The 15,699-nt window shown below is 57.3% G+C and carries 18 protein-coding genes; 8 read left to right on the top strand and 10 right to left on the bottom strand.

The genetic code is table 11. The features are described 5' to 3' along the window. Positions 1 to 37: 37 nt before the first annotated feature. Entirely contained in the window at positions 38 to 727 is a 690-nt protein-coding gene (locus KZX66_RS03440; protein ID WP_248076440.1) for a response regulator, read from the top strand. Between the two features lie 255 nt (positions 728 to 982). Here the strand turns inward: KZX66_RS03440 and KZX66_RS03435 are convergent, their stop codons facing one another. Next, the gene (locus KZX66_RS03435) at positions 983 to 2,020 is read right to left on the bottom strand and encodes a patatin-like phospholipase family protein (protein WP_248076437.1); all 1,038 of its coding nucleotides are present in this window, start codon (positions 2,018 to 2,020) and stop codon (positions 983 to 985) included. Positions 2,021 to 2,235: 215 nt separating this feature from the next. Between KZX66_RS03435 and KZX66_RS03430 the strand changes: the two genes are divergently transcribed. From KZX66_RS03430 to KZX66_RS03420, 3 genes are all read left to right on the top strand, one after another. Then, the gene (locus KZX66_RS03430) at positions 2,236 to 2,514 is read left to right on the top strand and encodes a hypothetical protein (protein WP_032888964.1); all 279 of its coding nucleotides are present in this window, start codon (positions 2,236 to 2,238) and stop codon (positions 2,512 to 2,514) included. 44 nt (positions 2,515 to 2,558) lie between these two features. Further along, positions 2,559 to 3,320, top strand: a complete 762-nt coding sequence (locus tag KZX66_RS03425) for a CHAD domain-containing protein (protein ID WP_248076434.1) — start codon at positions 2,559 to 2,561, stop codon at positions 3,318 to 3,320. 89 nt (positions 3,321 to 3,409) lie between these two features. Next, positions 3,410 to 4,207, top strand: a complete 798-nt coding sequence (locus KZX66_RS03420) for a thioesterase family protein (RefSeq protein ID WP_248076432.1) — start codon at positions 3,410 to 3,412, stop codon at positions 4,205 to 4,207. 3 nt (positions 4,208 to 4,210) lie between these two features. Here KZX66_RS03420 and KZX66_RS03415 read toward each other — a convergent pair whose 3' ends face one another. The 4 genes from KZX66_RS03415 to KZX66_RS03400 form a co-directional block, all read right to left on the bottom strand. Next, positions 4,211 to 4,573, bottom strand: coding sequence for an Mpo1-like protein (locus tag KZX66_RS03415; RefSeq protein ID WP_248076430.1), 363 nt, complete (start codon positions 4,571 to 4,573; stop codon positions 4,211 to 4,213). A gap of 266 nt (positions 4,574 to 4,839) precedes the next feature. Further along, on the bottom strand, positions 4,840 to 5,250 hold the full coding sequence (locus KZX66_RS03410) for an Imm50 family immunity protein (protein WP_248076428.1): 411 nt from the start codon (positions 5,248 to 5,250) through the stop codon (positions 4,840 to 4,842). 2 nt (positions 5,251 to 5,252) lie between these two features. Then, the gene (locus tag KZX66_RS03405; RefSeq protein WP_248076426.1) at positions 5,253 to 5,414 is read right to left on the bottom strand and encodes a hypothetical protein; all 162 of its coding nucleotides are present in this window, start codon (positions 5,412 to 5,414) and stop codon (positions 5,253 to 5,255) included. A 101-nt stretch (positions 5,415 to 5,515) separates the two neighbouring features. Beyond that, the gene (locus KZX66_RS03400) at positions 5,516 to 5,845 is read right to left on the bottom strand and encodes a hypothetical protein (RefSeq protein WP_248076424.1); all 330 of its coding nucleotides are present in this window, start codon (positions 5,843 to 5,845) and stop codon (positions 5,516 to 5,518) included. A 290-nt stretch (positions 5,846 to 6,135) separates the two neighbouring features. Here KZX66_RS03400 and KZX66_RS03395 point away from each other — a divergent pair. Then, a protein-coding gene (locus tag KZX66_RS03395; protein WP_248076422.1) for an IS5 family transposase occupies positions 6,136 to 6,989 on the top strand; the annotation gives its coding sequence in 2 pieces (ribosomal slippage) (positions 6,136 to 6,477 and positions 6,480 to 6,989; 852 coding nt in all). A 68-nt stretch (positions 6,990 to 7,057) separates the two neighbouring features. Here the strand turns inward: KZX66_RS03395 and KZX66_RS03390 are convergent. Both KZX66_RS03390 and KZX66_RS03385 read right to left on the bottom strand, forming a co-directional pair. Beyond that, complete coding sequence (locus KZX66_RS03390; RefSeq protein ID WP_248076420.1) at positions 7,058 to 8,539, bottom strand: methyl-accepting chemotaxis protein; 1,482 nt, start codon at positions 8,537 to 8,539, stop codon at positions 7,058 to 7,060. 95 nt (positions 8,540 to 8,634) lie between these two features. Next, positions 8,635 to 9,441: a TatD family hydrolase gene (locus KZX66_RS03385; RefSeq protein WP_248076418.1), complete on the bottom strand. Its 807-nt coding sequence runs from the start codon at positions 9,439 to 9,441 to the stop codon at positions 8,635 to 8,637. Positions 9,442 to 9,677: 236 nt separating this feature from the next. Here KZX66_RS03385 and KZX66_RS03380 point away from each other — a divergent pair, with 236 nt between their 5' ends. The 3 genes from KZX66_RS03380 (at position 9,678) to KZX66_RS03370 (ending at position 12,206) form a co-directional block, all read left to right on the top strand. After that, positions 9,678 to 11,099, top strand: a complete 1,422-nt coding sequence (locus tag KZX66_RS03380; RefSeq protein WP_248076416.1) for a transglycosylase SLT domain-containing protein — start codon at positions 9,678 to 9,680, stop codon at positions 11,097 to 11,099. Positions 11,100 to 11,203: 104 nt separating this feature from the next. After that, on the top strand, positions 11,204 to 11,638 hold the full coding sequence (locus KZX66_RS03375; protein WP_248076413.1) for a DoxX family protein: 435 nt from the start codon (positions 11,204 to 11,206) through the stop codon (positions 11,636 to 11,638). A gap of 259 nt (positions 11,639 to 11,897) precedes the next feature. Beyond that, positions 11,898 to 12,206 carry a class I SAM-dependent methyltransferase gene (locus KZX66_RS03370; protein ID WP_248076412.1) on the top strand — a complete coding sequence of 103 codons (309 nt, stop codon included), beginning with the start codon at positions 11,898 to 11,900 and terminating at the stop codon, positions 12,204 to 12,206. A 7-nt stretch (positions 12,207 to 12,213) separates the two neighbouring features. On the opposite strand, the gene KZX66_RS03365 is transcribed toward KZX66_RS03370, so the two are convergent. From KZX66_RS03365 to KZX66_RS03355, 3 genes are read right to left on the bottom strand one after another with little or no spacing between them, the layout of a single operon-like run. After that, on the bottom strand, positions 12,214 to 13,956 hold the full coding sequence (locus tag KZX66_RS03365; RefSeq protein ID WP_248076410.1) for a Gldg family protein: 1,743 nt from the start codon (positions 13,954 to 13,956) through the stop codon (positions 12,214 to 12,216). Positions 13,957 to 13,971: 15 nt separating this feature from the next. Then, positions 13,972 to 14,697, bottom strand: coding sequence for an ABC transporter permease (locus KZX66_RS03360; protein WP_248076408.1), 726 nt, complete (start codon positions 14,695 to 14,697; stop codon positions 13,972 to 13,974). Further along, positions 14,694 to 15,620, bottom strand: a complete 927-nt coding sequence (locus KZX66_RS03355; RefSeq protein WP_248076406.1) for an ABC transporter ATP-binding protein — start codon at positions 15,618 to 15,620, stop codon at positions 14,694 to 14,696. Before KZX66_RS03355 ends, KZX66_RS03360 begins: the two co-directional genes overlap by 4 nt. Positions 15,621 to 15,699 lie beyond the last annotated feature (79 nt).

The following is a 15,699-nucleotide window of genomic DNA, read 5'->3' as shown; positions in this document are numbered from 1 at the left end:
GCTACCCTCTGTTCTCCACGGATTTTGATTGGACACCATGAGCCAGACCGCAACGATTTTGGTCATTGACGACGAACCGCAGATCCGCAAATTCTTGCGCATCAGCCTGGCCTCCCAGGGCTACAAAGTGATCGAGGCCGGCACCGGTAACGAAGGCCTGGCTCAGGCCGCGTTGAGCAAACCGGACTTGCTGGTGCTCGACCTCGGCCTGCCGGACATGGACGGCCAACAGGTGCTGCGTGAGTTTCGTGAATGGTCGACGGTGCCGGTGTTGGTGCTGTCGGTGCGTGCCAGCGAAGGGCAGAAGGTCGAAGCCCTCGACGCTGGCGCCAATGACTACGTGACCAAGCCTTTTGGCATTCAGGAGTTCCTGGCTCGGGTGCGCGCGCTGCTGCGTCAGGCGCCCGCCGGGGAGGCCCAGGAAGCGGCGTTGAGTTTCGGCCCGTTAACGGTGGACCTGGCCTATCGCCGCGTGTTGCTCGATGGCGCTGAAGTCGCGTTGACCCGCAAGGAATACGCGGTGCTGGCGCAATTGGCGCGGCATTCGGGGCGGGTGATTACCCAGCAGCAGTTGCTCAAGGATATCTGGGGGCCGACCCATACCGAAGACAGCCATTACTTGCGCATTGTGGTGGGCCATCTGCGCCAGAAACTGGCGGATGATCCGACTCAGCCACGGTTTATCGTGACCGAGGCGGGGGTGGGGTATCGGTTGTTGGAGGCATAGCTGCCGGGCGTTTGAGGCGATGCGACCCAGGACGAAAAATCGCACCTGTGGCGAGGGGGCTTGCTTGCGCTGGGCTGCGAAGCTGCCCTAAAAGCCGGGCACTGAGGCGTGTCTGGTGCAGCGCATTCGTCTGTTATTGGGGGCGCTTCGCACCCCAGCGCGGGCAAGCCCGCTCACCACAACAAGCCGGATCACCACGATCCCTATGGTGAACGGGCTTGCCTCGCGCCGACGTCGGTTCAGGCGCGCAAACTCTCAGGGCTGCTCACTCTCATATCGATCCAACGTATCACTGGCAATTTCCCGCCCCAGGGCGATCAGCTCGGGCGCTTTGTAGAACTCGAAAAACCGGCACACCCGCTTCGGCACGTTGATCAACACATCCGGTGGGTAGCCCGCGATCTTGTACTGGGCCAGCGACGTTTGCATCACCTCGAAGCTCTGGTTGATCAGGTCCAGCAGCGACGCCGGCCCTACGTTATCGATGATGAACGACCCGGTGGCCGATTTCGGCGCGCCGGGCTTTTCCGGTGCGGCGGCAGGTTGTTGGGACTCGGGTTCAGCTGACTCCAGCCAGGGGTTGATCTCGGCCGCCTGGGCCTGCAAGGCTTCCTGCTCAAGCTTCATCAACTGTTCGGCCTGCTTGCGCCGAAACGGCAGGTGCGAACCCAATGACTTCGCCAGGCTGTTGAAGCGGCTCTTGAACGCAGGCGGGCGTTGGATCACCGGCAAGTGGTAGTGCTTCTGGTTGGTCGCGTTGAGATTGACCGCGATGATCAGGTCGCAATGGCTCGACACCACCGGCACAATCGGCAACGGGTTGAGCAGGCCGCCGTCCACCAGCATGCGGTTGCCTTGCATCACCGGGGTGAACAGGCTGGGGATCGCCGCCGAGGCACGCATGGCCTGGTGCAGGCAGCCTTCCTGGAACCAGATTTCCTGCTGGTTGGTGAGGTCGGTGGCCACGGCGGTGTAAGGGATGCGCAGCTCTTCGATATTGATATCGCCGACGATCTTGCGGATCTGTCCGAAGACTTTCTCTCCACGGATCGCGCCCAGGCGAAAACTCACGTCCACCAGGCGCAGCACGTCAAGGTAATCCAGGCTTTCAATCCAGTTGCGATACTCGTCGAGCTTGCCGGCGGCGTAGATGCCACCCACCACGGCGCCCATGGAACAGCCAGCGATGCAGGCGATATCGTAGCCGCGCCGTTCGATCTCTTCGATCACTCCGATATGGGCGTAGCCCCGGGCACCACCGGAGCCCAGCACCAAGGCAACACGTTTCTTCATGGTTCATGTCCTTTATCGGCAGGTGCCCACAATGCACCTATTGAGGGGACGGCTTCAATCTTCGCGCACTGTGCAATATTTTTGCAGAATAGGGACCGGGCTCGGGTATGCTCTGGCAATAGGTACGATCGATTTCAGGCTAAGGACAAGGCACTTTTTGTGGTAGGCAACGTCTACACCGTACGACTGTTTTTCTTTATTTTGAGGTGTCATCGATGAAAGCCTGGATGTGTGTGCCTGTGATTCTGTTGGCCCTGGCCGGTTGTGCCGGAAAAACCGCCTACCGCGACAGCTGCGGCGCGCAACTGGACGCCGCCTGGAAAGAACTGGACCTGGCCAAGGCCGAAGGCTTTGCCGGTACCGTAAGCTACTCCAAGGCGCTGTCGTTGTTGACCGGTGCCAAGACTCAGCAGCAGTTTGAGGCGTTTGAAGGTTGCTCCAACAAGGCCGAGAAGGCACGTTTCTATATTCGTGAGTCCCGCGCCGGGCGTTGAGGCGTCTTAGCCAGTCGGCATTTTCATCGAAAAGTGAGGGCAGGATGTCAGCGTTGGTCGATCAGTTAGTCGCTCAGGTTATTGGCCTGGAAGTGGGGTTGCTGAGTTGCCAGGCGCGCCTTGCTGCCGTCACTGATGATGAAGCGTTACATGATTTGCGCACTACTGTGCGACGCCTGCGCAGTCTATTGCGCCCCTTGCGTGGGCTGCCAGGCGTCGAGCAGTTGGAAGTGGCCGCCAGCGCCGTCGGCCAATTGACCACGCCGCTGCGCGATCGTGAAGTGCTGGCGGCCTATCTGCATCAGCAGGGTCACCACGCTGCAGCGGATCGCCGCTTGCGTCTGCAACCCGATGCCTATCGTCACGTTGCGCACAGCGCTGAAGTCTCACAGTTGCTGCTGATCCTGGATGCCTTCCCGCGATTTATCCGTGCTTCCCAGCATCAAAAACTCCTCAAGGGCCTGCGCTCGCGCATTGAAAAACGCCTGGCCAAGCAATGGCGCGCACTTGAGGCGGCCTTGAAGGACCCCGAGCATGATCGCCACCGTCTGCGTTTGTTGATCAAGCGTGTGCGCTACGCCGCTGAAGCCTATCCCGAACTCGACAAATTACCGGCCAAGGCGGTGCCGCGGTTGAAGCAAGCCCAGGCAGCTCTGGGAGATTGGCACGACTGCTGGCAGTGGTTGGCCCAAGCCGAACATCAAGTGGACCTGCAGCCCTGTGTGGCGGTGTGGCATCAAACCATGGCCAAGGCTGAAGGGCAGGCCGACCGCGTGCTGGACAAACTCAGCGCTGATTGTTTCTGAGCCGGTCCGGCTTTTGGCCGGAATGGGCGCTGCACCCTGCCAGCGCGATGGATAAGATCCTCCTCTGTTCTCTTTGACGTGAGGTCACCATGCGCTTCAGTGATTTGCTTGACGCTGCCCGTAGCCACCCGCTGGATGTCACCATTCCCGCCGAATGGGCCCAGGGCCGCGCGACCTTTGGTGGTCTGGTCGCCGCTTTGCAATATGAAGCATTGCGTGCCCAGGTGCCGGCCGATCGTCCATTGCGCTCGCTGGCGGTGACCTTCGTCGGCCCGGTGGCGCCTGACGTGCCCGCCAGTTACCACGTCGAGGTGTTGCGCGAGGGCAAAGCGGTCAGCCAACTGCTCGGGCGCGTGGTGCAGAACGGTGAAACGGCGACGCTGGTGCAGGCCAGCTTCGGTGCGTCCCGTGAGTCAGAAATTGATGTGGCCAGTGAAGCGCCGCCAGTGTTCAAACATTGGGACGAGTGCCAGGAACTGCCCTATATCAAGGGCGTAACCCCTGAATTCATGCGGCATATGGCAATGCGTTGGAGTGTCGGCGGGCTGCCATTTACCGGCAATAAATCCCGCGACATGGGCGGCTGGGTACGCTTGCGTGGTGACGTAAAAGAAGAACCCCTGACCGAAGCGCATATCCTCGCCTTGGTCGATGCCTGGCCCCCGGCCTTGCTCCCGCACCTGAAAAAACCGGCGCCGGGCAGCACCCTGACCTGGACCATCGAGTTCATCCAGCCCTTACAAAACTTGACGACCCTCGATTGGTGCCAATACCACGTCACGATCGAACACGCCCGCGACGGTTACGGCCACGCCGCCGCCGCGCTATGGAGCCCCACCGGCGAGTTGATCGCCATCAGCCGTCAGACCGTGGTGGTCTTCGCCTGAGCCTCAGTGGCGATGGCGCTGCCGCCAGGCGCGCCACCAACCACCGCTCAACACAAACCGCGGGAACGTCACAAACTGCTCGACCACCAGGCGCTGCACCGCATCTTTACGATCACTGAACGGCTCACTCGCCTCGGCTTCCAGGCTATGGCCGTGACGCTGCAGCGCCAGGCCCGCTAGGAGACCGACGATGCCTACCGCGAAACTGGCCAGGCTCAGGCTGAACACACCCGACACGATCAACAGAAAACCAACGATGAACAGCGGCACGGCAATCATATGCAGCGCCAGATTGGTCGGGTGCTGATGGTTCTGCGGGTAGTTACGCCATTGCCAGGCGGGGAGATTGGGATGACGTTTGCCCATGATGGTGAATCCTCTGTCCGTTGAAATGGCTTGGATGGAGTCTAGGTGGGAGAGAGCGGGGCGGCGAATTGGGGTTGGCTATGGGGGCTATAGACAGCAGTTTTTGGCAAACCGGTTTTATTTCTAAACGCACCGACTTTTGATCTCGTTTGATTAAGATTTTGAAGTTTATCTATAGCGTTTTGAATGGGTTTTCTGTTTTAAGACGATTCGTTAATTTGGTGTCTTTCCGGTATATAGTTGTGAGTCGCGGATATATCTAATATTTATTGTTTAAAGTAGTAGTCGTCCGGGCCGTTTATGTATACGCTCGGCCCGCTGAGTGAAATAAAATTGGCCTTGAAGATTATAGAGGCACTGTTGCTTATAGCTTCGAATGTAAAATGGTTGTTGTCTTTTTTTATTTTTACACTGAATATTTCGTGCATAGGAATGTTTCGAATTTGTAGATCTTTAATTTCATTGCATGTTATGCCTATTCTGCATGTGTTGAATCCTTTGTTTTTCCATTTTTCTGGTAGGTTGTCTGGAAATTCGGGTATATCGAACCCCATACCAATACAAGGCTGATCATTTTCTATCCTTAAAGAAAAAAGAGCTATTTTTCCAATTTCGATAGGCGTGCTGAAAATCTTGTTGAAAAATACACTGCCGTCCAATTCATTCCAGTGTTTCATTTTTATTTCCTGAAAGGATAATGTTTCTTTGCGCCGGGAAGGTAACCTTTTCGAGAAATATCGGGTTGTCGATTTTCGATGTCGAGGGGTCTGATTTTGCGGTTGGCGCGGTAGCGGGCGTAACAAACGATTTTGCCGTCGGTGGCGGTCAGCTCCTGTTGCATGCCGAGGCGGTCCAGTTGGTAACGTCAGGTTTGGGTTTGCTTGGATCAAAGTCTTCCAGTAGAACTAGTGGCCGAAAGCCATCCTGTTTCATGATCAGTTTTTAAGCGGGTATATGAGGGTTGGCTTTTTCTTGGCGCTGTATTAATTGAGATTGCGCCTGCAGGAGTAGTTCAACTAGAGTATCAATTGATTGCGCGGTAAGGATTGAGGAAGGGGAGTCCCAATTATGGTCTTTGATAGTTTTTATTTGAAAGTGTCCCTCGACCTCGAATGAAGGAAACCAACCTGCATCAAGTAGGAGCCCGTCTGGATGCTCCGCCTGAAGCATATCCTCCTTCAAATGCTGTATTTGATCTTCCATTGCAGAGTGTTCCAGCAAAGAAAGCTCATCATGAGTGATGTTGCCTTGTATGAAGCCTAACGAGATCATTTAGTTAATTTCCTGAATTCTTTTTCTGAATAGGCATTTGCTAAGGCCTGACGGATCTACCCATCCCGTTGGACTGGGCACGTCCCCGTGCGTGTTGATCGATTAGGTACATGGCGGTCCCTCGCACTGAATGATCAGGCGAGAGACTTTGGAGAGGTTTATCAGGTAAAGAAGTCGGCGCTGTTCGCCAGGACGGCTAGGTTCTGTACGAAATCCTTTGAAACCGCCGTCACCGCACCTGAACACTGATATTCGGTAAAGTTCGCGCCCATCGAAGGCAGGAGGCCACGATGGTGAAACGGTACGAAATTCCCGATGCAGCCTGGGAGCTAGTTGCTGACCTCTTTGAACAACCCCGGCGCAATGGTCGGCCGAGAGCCGATGATCGTTTGATGCTCAATGGCGTGCTCTGGGTGCTTTGCTCAGGCGCCGCATGGCGCGACATGCCCGAGCGCTTCGGGCCCTGGTCAACGGTCTATCAACGGTTTCGGGATTGGCGTAACCAAGGAACGTTCGACCTGATGCTCAGGCGGCTGCACATTAAGCTGAACGAGCAAGGATTGATCGACCTGGAAACATGGATGATCGATTCCACAGCTATACGCGCAACCCGAGCTTCATCAGGCGCCGGGAAAAAAGGGGGCCTGATGAACCTTCAGACCATGCGCTAGGCCGCAGTCGCGGAGGCCTGACGACCAAGATTCATATGCTTTGCGACGCCAACGGCATACCGCTGCGTTTTCTACTTTCGGGCGGACAAGCGAGTGATATCTCGTATGCCCAGCCATTGCTCGATGAAGCCTATATCCCCAGTTTGCGCGGTCGTCCTCGCAAACGATGTCGCTGGCTTTTGGCCGACAAAGGCTACGATGCTGAGGCTCTGCGTCGCTACTGTGACCGTTACCGGATGCAGCCGGTAATCCCTCTGCGATCCATGAAACGCAAACCCAAGCCCGGTTTGCCTCGTTTGTTTGATCGGCCAAAATACCGGCAGCGCAACATCATCGAGCGCATGTTCGGCTGGCTGAAAGAAAACCGCCGCATCGTCACACGCTTCGACAAGCTCGCGAAAAGTTATGCAGCGATGGTCTCGTTAGCTTGTGCTATGCGGTGTTTGCGACATTACTTTTCGTACAGTGCCTAGGAGGTTTCGCCAAAACTTCGGGTAAATGCGGGGGCCGTCGTAGGAGCTGGATTACAGGTTAAGCAGTCCTACAGCTTCAACTGGCCGATCGCCTTGCTCAACTCGCCGGCCAGGGTTGCCAGCTCATTACTGGTCGTCGCCGAATCGACAGTTTGTTGCACCGTATTTTCGGTCACATCACGGATGCTCACCACGGCGCGGTTCATCTCTTCGGCTACGTGGCTTTGCTGTTCGGCGGCGACGGCGATTTGGGTGTTGCTCTCACGCATCTGTGCCACGGCACCGGTAATTTCGGCGAGGGCGGCACCGGCCTCCTGGGCTTGTTGCACGCAGTCGTCGGCCTTGAACGAGCTTTCCTGCATAAAGTCCACGGCATCGCGCGTGCCGGCTTGAAGTGCCGAGACCATACGGGTGATTTCGTCGGTGGAGCTTTGCACGCGCTTGGCCAGGTTGCGGACTTCGTCGGCGACCACTGCGAAGCCACGCCCCATTTCCCCGGCGCGGGCGGCTTCGATGGCGGCGTTGAGGGCGAGCAGGTTGGTCTGTTCGGCGATGCTGTGGATTACGCTGACGACACCGTTGATTTTCTGGCTGTCTTCGGCGAGTTTCTGGATCATTTCGGCGGTCTGTTGCACGCCGCTGGACAGCCCGGCAATCGAGTGTCGTACCCGGGTCACTACCTCCTGGCCACTACCAGCCAGGGTATCGGCGGTCTGGGACAAATCCCGGGTGGCACCGGCGTGCTGGGCGATATGGTGGACGGTGGCGGTCATCTCGTTGATGGCGGTCGCCGCCTGGTCTGTTTCGCTTTGCTGGCCGAGCATGCCGTGTTGCACCTCGTTCATGCTGCTGGCCAGGCGCGCGGCGCCCTCGTCCAATTGCCGCGCAGTGCGTGCCACGGTGCTGACCACGCGCTGGTAGCCGGCCTGCATGGCGTTGAACGCGCTGGCCATCTGGCCGACTTCGTCCTTGCACGCCAAGGGCACACGTGCCGACAGGTCGCCGGTTTTCTCGACGTGCAGCATCACATCCTTGAGGGTGTTGAGCTGGCTGAGCAGGAAGCGGATCAGTAACTGCGAAGCACCGAGCATCGCGAGCATCAGGATCAGGACTGCCACGGCGTAGTTGGCGAAACGGTCGCTGAACACCTGGCTCAAGCTGGGCGCGTAGGCGAGCACTGCTACGTATTGCCCATCAGGGCGGGCGATCACTTCAGCGCCCATCAATGGGTTTTCGCCCAGCAGCGGCATGTGGTTGAGTTCGACCCAGCCGGTTGTGGTGCTCAAGACTGACAGATCCAGATCGCCCAGGCGTGGGACCTGGCCGCGTGCAAAGGTCAGCCACCGCTCGCCCTTGGGCAACGGTTTGTCGGCCGGCCAGGCGCCCAGCAATTGCCCTTGGGCCTGCGCCGAGGCTTGGGACGCTGTGCTGCGCGCCTGCTGTTCGAGCTGTACGGCGTACAGCACCAACAGGAGGGTGGTGATGAAGGCGACCGCGTTGACGGCCCAGAATTTGTACTTCAGCGAGATATTGCTAAGCCAGGCACCCATGGAAGGTTTTCTCTGATAGCGAAACAGCATTGGCAAGGTGCCATTATTGTGCCGCTACTCGAAAAAAGCCTTTTGACATGGGTCAATGCGCCGCATCAATCCACGCTTGGCAGCCCAAAAAACGCACGGGAACAGGCGGTGCTGTGCTGAGCCAGGTCTTCCAGACTTTCGTTGCGGTGCAGGGCGACTTCGCGCAGCACCTCGGTCAGGTAGGCCGGTTCGTTGCGGCCGTTCTTTGGCTTGGGCCGCAGGGTGCGCGGCAGCAGGTAGGGCGCATCGCTTTCCAGCATCAGACGGCCGCGGGGAATTTCCCTGACCAGCGGATGCAGATGTGTCCCACGGCGTTCGTCGCAGATCCAGCCGGTGATGCCGATGTGCAGGTCGAGGTCGAGGTAGCTGAACAGCGCCTGCTGTTCGCCGGTGAAGCAATGCACCACGGCGGCGCTCAGGTGGTCGCGGTAGTCTCTGAGGATTTCCAGCAGGCGTTGATTGGCGTCACGCTCATGGAGAAACACGGGTAATTTCAGCTCGACGGCAAGGGCCAGGTGTTCTTCGAGGACTTTTTCCTGCTGTGGGCGCGGTGAAAAATCGCGGTTGAAATCCAGACCGCATTCGCCCACTGCGCGTACGCGCGGCTCAACCAGCAGGCTGCGCAGACGTTGGGCGCTGTCGCCGTTCCAGTCGCTGGCAGAGTGGGGGTGAATGCCGGCGGTGCTGAACAGGCGCTGGCCGCTTTCATCGAGTTTGACGCACAGCTCCAGAGCCTGTTCGCTACCCTCGACGCTGGTGCCGGTGAGCACCAATTGTTGCACGCCGGCGGCGTAGGCACGGTCGAGAACGGCCTGATGCTTGTCGTCGAAACTGGGGTTGGTCAGGTTGACGCCGATATCAATGAGTTGCATGGTGCTATCTCCGCCTGCGGCCGGAAAGCATATCAGAGCTGTAGATTTATAAGAAAATCTAAGAACTACAAAGAGTTATAGCTGTCTTTGAACGTCGCAAGTGACATCGTGTTTGGGTGTAAGCCTTGCACTGTGGCACCGTCGCGCGCAAAGCCTGCGCTTAAAGCGCTCTGTTTCTGACCCCCAACGCCGCGTTTTTCGCGAGGGCGTTGGCCAGTATTCTTTCCGGAGAGCGGATGATCCGACCCTCGGCGTTGCTTATGTTGTGCCTTACGTTACTGCTGCCCATGGCGGCGGTTGCGCGTTTGGACGGGCCGCTGGAGGTGACCAAATCCGCCAAGGTGCGCGACCTCGCGCAAATTCGTGCCAGCCGTACCTTGCGTGTGCTGGTCAACCAGAGCCGTAACAGCTCCGGTGAAGTGCAGGGCCAGGCCATCGGCGTCGAATACCATCGCCTGCGTGCCTTCGAGCAATACCTCAATGGTCACGCCCGTGACGGCCAGGAAATCAACCTCAAGATCATTCCCAAGGCCAAGGACCAGTTGCTCGGCGCGCTGGCCCGTGGCGAGGGCGATCTGGTGGCCCCCGGTGAGTTACTGGATGCCACGGCCGCCCACAAGATCAGTACCAGCGACCCGATCGCCAGTGACATCCCGTTGTGGCTGGTGGGCGTCAAAGGCGAGCGGCGATTTACCAAACTGGAGCAGTTGTCCGGGCGCACGCTGGCCTTGACGACCGGCAGTGCGGCGGCGGACGCCATTAACCAGATCAACCAGAAGTTGGCGCTGCACAAGCAACCGCCAATCAAAGTGGAGTGGGTCGACCCGACCCTGGCGGTGGAGGATGTGCTGGAGATGGTCCAGGCTGGGATCTTCCACCTGACCATTGTCGAGAAGCCGATTGCCGAACGCTGGGCGAAAATCCTGCCCAAGCTGCGCTTTGATAAACAGGTGGTCATCAGTGAGCCGGGCGACGAGTACTGGTTCGTGCGTCAGGACGCCTCGATGCTGCGGGCCAGTATCGATCGATTTCTCAAGACCTATCGAACGCCGGCCGATCAGGATGTGGCCTTTCAGCGCATTTACCGTCGTCTCTACCAAGTCCGTAATCCCCTGGCGCGTGTCGACCGGCAGCGTCTGGAAAAACTGCGCCCGGTCTTGCAGAAGCACGCCCGCGAGCAGGGCATGGACTGGCTGAATCTCGCGGCGCTGGCCTTCAAAGAGTCCGCCCTTGACCCCGGCGCACGTAACAGTGGCGGCCCCACGGGGCTGATGCAGATCACCCCTTCGGCGGCGCAACGGGTGGGCGTCAATAATATCGAAAGCCTGGACAGTAATGTGCAGGCCGGCGCGCGGTACCTGGCGTTGATCCGTCGTAAGTTCTTTGCCAGCCCCAAGCTCAACGAGCGTGAGCGCATGGCGTTTGTGCTGGCGGCCTACAACATGGGGCCGGAGCGTGTGCAGGGCATGCGCACCGAGGCCAAGCGCCGGGGGCTCAATCCTAATCAGTGGTTCTTCCAGGTTGAGCGCATTGCCATGGAGCAGGTGGGGATGGGAGGCGTCAGCTATGTGAATAGCGTGAACAAGTACTATCTGGCGTTCGATCGGGAGCGAGCGTCCCTGGAGCCATCAGCGACAAAAGTCGCCTCGCGTAAGTGATCGGTTTTATAGATATTTATAGGGCATTTTTTCGGCTTTTATCATTGTTTAAACTGATTAATATAGCGGCCAACCAACCCCTACTCTAAACAAGGATTATCACCATGAGCCCATTGATTAAAAGCGTCCTGTCCACTCGCGCCGGCTACGGCCTGACCCTTTTGCGCATTGTTGTCGGCATCATCTTCGCCGCCCACGGTTCGCAGAAACTCTTTGGCTGGTTTGGCGGTTACGGCCTGGCGGGCACCGCTCAGTGGATGGAAAGCATTGGCCTTGCACCCGGTACCCTGATGGCGCTGCTGTCGGGCGGTACCGAGTTCTTTGCGGGCCTGGCGTTGATCATTGGCTTGTTGGCACGCCCGGCGGCATTGGGCCTGACCATCCTTTCGGTGGTGGCGATCTTCTCGGTGCATATCCATAACGGTCTGTTCATGGCCAACAACGGTTATGAGTTCGCGCTGGCCCTGCTCGGCGGCTCCCTCGCGGTACTGCTGGAAGGTGCCGGTAAACTGTCTGCCGACCGCGCCATCGCTGGCTGATCGCGCTGCAACACCCTGGAGAGGCCCGCCATGTGCGGGCCTCTTCGTTGCTCGGGATTCTTGACACCGCCCCATCCGCTTCTCTAGGATGCCGTTCATGCGCCGATTTAAACAGCTAATTGCGGGGCGCCACTGGGTTCGATGCAGCCCGACAGAAGTCCGTCTTCCTTTGCAGAGACGGCTTCGAAATACCGCTAAAGCGCTGGTTCGGTGTTGCCTCTCACCTGCCCGCAGACTTTTGAGGCAGAGACACGACACGATGAATGCATTACGCCCCCTGATACGCTTGGCCCCGATCACCGCGGACCTCACTCAGCGCAATCCAAAAATCCTCCTGGGCGGCAAGCACCAGCCCACGCTGTTGCGTTACCTGGACGGCTGGCCACGTCGCACCGGCCGGCCGTCGGCGTTTCTGATTCAGTTCGTTGAAGACGGCGATTCCCTCGCGCGCTTTGCCACTGACAGCTTTGACCTGGCGGTTATCCAAGCGCCGAGCGCAGCCGATGCGGATGAAGTGATCCGGCAGTTGACCAGAATCGCCCGGCAAGGGTTGATTGCTCGTCGCTGATAGCGGCTCAGTAAAACACTGGCCCGTGTCGCAAACGGCGTCGCTGGCGCAGTAGTATCAGCCAGGCAATCACGCACAACGTCAATGGCATTGCCAGCGTCAGCACCAGCTTGATCGCCTGTTCTACGCGATGCACGTGAGCGTACGTCTTTACTTTCAATGCCTGTAATTCCATGGGCAAGCGCAAGCGCTCCTTGTTGAGCGCTTGTAACGTTGAGCCGGTATCCACCGCCTCGGTCCCGAGGGCAAGTTCTTGTGGATTCATCCGTTGCCATTCCCGTTCCGTTCGCTGTAGACGTTTGTGCAATTGCGTCGCCTGCTCATCATAAGCTCGGGCGGCAGCGGCACGCATTTGTCCCAGCATACTTATTGAGCTGTCTCGCGCTGCACGGGGGCGGATGCTGGCGAGCGTATCGGCGGCCGACAAATTATCCAGCGTGTTGAGCACAAACAGCGTGTTGTTGTTTGAGGCCAAGCGGCCGACTTGATCCGTGAGCAAGTCAGTGTCGGCGACCACTACCACGTGGATCTGCGTCGCTTTTTGCAGGCCGGCCGGCTGTCCTGCCAGTCCATCGGCAAAGGCTGAATAAGCCGGACCTTCGATACGGGCAGCAATCACATGGGATTGTCCTGGACCGAAGGCCTCGTCAAGCAACGGGCTTAACGTGGTCGCTGAGGTAAACCGGTCGGTTTCCAGTAGCGCGGATTGACTGGAACTTTGCAGGAGGGGCGTGAAACTAGTGCGTACTTTTTGGCGGCGTAAAAGGGCGCCGCTGCTCGACACCACTGCGGTATCCAGTTTCCAGGTGCTGATATCGTGTGCGTTCATGGCTTTTCGGGGCAGCTTCAATCTGGCCGGATGTTGTACGCCGGCGTTTGCGGCATCGGGTGTCTGCGGTATCGCGTAGAGATTGTCGATGAGTAACTTGTCCGCTGGCATCTCTATGCCCCAAGCGGCGAGCAGCGCATCCAGCCTGGAATTGGTTGCTGAGACAGGCAGTTCCTGCTCGCTTAACGGGTCGATAAACATCATCAGTCTGCCGCCCCTGAGTACAAATTGTTCAATGGCATATAACGCGCGCTCGGGCAGCGCTTTCGGGTGCACAACCATCAGCGTTTGGATATGTTCGGGTACGTTACCAGTGGTCGTTTCCAGGTTGGCCACATCGAAGTGCTGTTGCATTTCCTTCAGTAATTGGCTTGAAGTGTCTTGCAGCGCCAGCCCGGACAGTAGCCCGATCACCGGCGGTTCAGGGTGCTGCAACTTGAAAATCAAATGGCTGATTTCATATTCAAGCAGTGGCTCCCGATCCAGACGAAATGACTCAATGCGTTGTGCGCCGTGGCCCGCCTGCGTGCCAATCAGGCCCAGGAAGCCCATCTCGTCATCAAGGCCGAACAAGCCGGCTTTGTAGGCGTCTTCTGAAAATGGCTTGGGGTCAATAACATGCAGGTTGATCATGCCATCTGCAGCTTTTTCGTATTCGCGAAGCAGGTCTTCGATGCGCTTGGCATAGCGCTGCAGCGCATAACTCCGTTTTGGGGTGTTGTGCGCGTTGAAGTAATACAGGTCTAACGGGCTGCTCACGGATGCCAGGAGCTGTCGTGCGGGAGAGGATAGGCTATGGATTTTCTGTTGTGAAAAGTCCCACCGTATATTCGGAAATTTGACTATCCAAGCCAGATTAAAAGCCAGGAACAGTAACGCTATGACGGTGAGTGTCATGCCAGTACGCAAGGTGGATCGCATGGTGAGCTGTCCTGCTCAGCGGTTTTTATGGTTGAGCGTGACAATCGTCGCCGCTAGAAAAGCGAGGGTCATGCTGATGTAGTAAGCGGTGTCATGAAGTGTCAGCTTGCCGTTGTCGATTGAGCTGAATCGTGAAATCGGATTCAGAGCGATCAAACTATCGATTATCCAAATAGGTGCCTGGTGTTCAAGGGCATCTATGACCGAAGACAATCCGCTGGCGGCCAGCAGCAAACATAGCGTCAGTGTGAAAACAATCACGCGCTGCCGCGCAAGCGTACAAATAAAACCGCCGGCCGATAAGTAGCTGGCCGCTAATAACCAGCTGGCGATGAATTGCGAGGCGATAACTCCGTTATCTGCAGTGCCCATATAGTTTGTCGCAATGACGAGAGGGAACGTCAATACCAAGGCCACCGCTGCAACTGCCCAGGCGGCCAGGAATTTACCGATAGCGAGTTCGGTTGCCGTAACGGGCAGTGTGTTGATCACGTCGAGAAAACCCGTATTGGATTCCTCTGACCATAGTTGCGTTGCCAGGGCAGGCATCAGCAATAAATAAAGCCAGGGGTGCAGTTGAAAAAAAACCTGTAAGTCGAGCGTGTCCTGCTCTAACCAGCGGTTTGTATACAGCCCCAGCGTCACGGACATGAGTAGAAATAGCGCAACGCTCAGGTAAGTTGCAGGCGTTGAGGCGTAACTGATGAGTTGGTATTTGAATATAACGGGCAACAGTCTCAAAGAGGCCTCTCCTGGCTCATATACTGAACCACATCGTTCAAGCGACCTGGCTCCAGGTTCAATGTATTTATTTTCCAGCCGCGGCTGGCAATGAGCGTGTGAATGTGGGGGTAGATGGAGTGTCCAGGCATGGCTAGAACAGTGACGGTGCCGGGCGCATGCCGATGTTCTTCAATGCCTGCGACGCCAGGCAATACGGCCAGCGCCAGCAAATCCAGGGGCGCGTCTGCAGTGAGAGTAACTGCCTGGAAATGACGGGACTCGCGTTGCAGGTTTTGCAAGGGGGCATCCGCTACCAGGCAACCATCGGCGATAACCAGCGCGCGCGTGCAGTACTCGCTCAGCTCATCACTGTTGCGCGAAGCGACAACGATCGTCATCTCCTGTGCCAAGGATTGAATGAGCTCCTTGACGGCATGTCGCTGATCGAGAGCGAGCCCCTCGGTGGGCTCATCCATTAGCAGTACAGCCGGCGCGTGCACAATCGCTTGGGCAATACCGACTTTGCGCTTCAAGCCGAAAGACAGGGCATCAAGGGGGGCATTAAGTACCGATAGTAAATCCAGGCGCGTAGCGGCCAGCTCTACACAGTTGCGTTTCTCAGTGCCTCGCAGACCACGTGCTGCAGCGATATAGTGAAGAAATTCTTTTACCGACATCGTCGGGTGGCTGAGGTGTTTTAACAGTTGATAGCCAATAATGTTTTTAACGTCGCGTGTGTGGGTCTGGGTATCAAAACTTTTAATGTTAATGCGACCGCTGTCGGGAGTTAATGATCCCGATATCAAGTTTAGAAGTGTGGTCTTCGCCCCATGGTCGTGTCCAAAAAGTCCTAAACATTGCCGTTGATTAACCTTGAGTGAAAAGTCGTGAAGTAGGCGCTTGCCGTTCAGATGTTTGGTCAGGTTGCTTATTTCGATCATGTGTTTACCAAATAAGTTTGGTAGGGCATAGGGGCGGAGTGCTAAAAAAGACTACGGTGAATAGTCACGTTTGGGAATG

Source organism: Pseudomonas sp. EYE_354 (assembly GCF_023148575.1).
Taxonomy (GTDB): Bacteria; Pseudomonadota; Gammaproteobacteria; order Pseudomonadales; family Pseudomonadaceae; genus Aquipseudomonas.
Note: the sequence above shows the minus strand (reverse complement) of the source record. Positions and strands in the feature narration are given on the sequence as shown.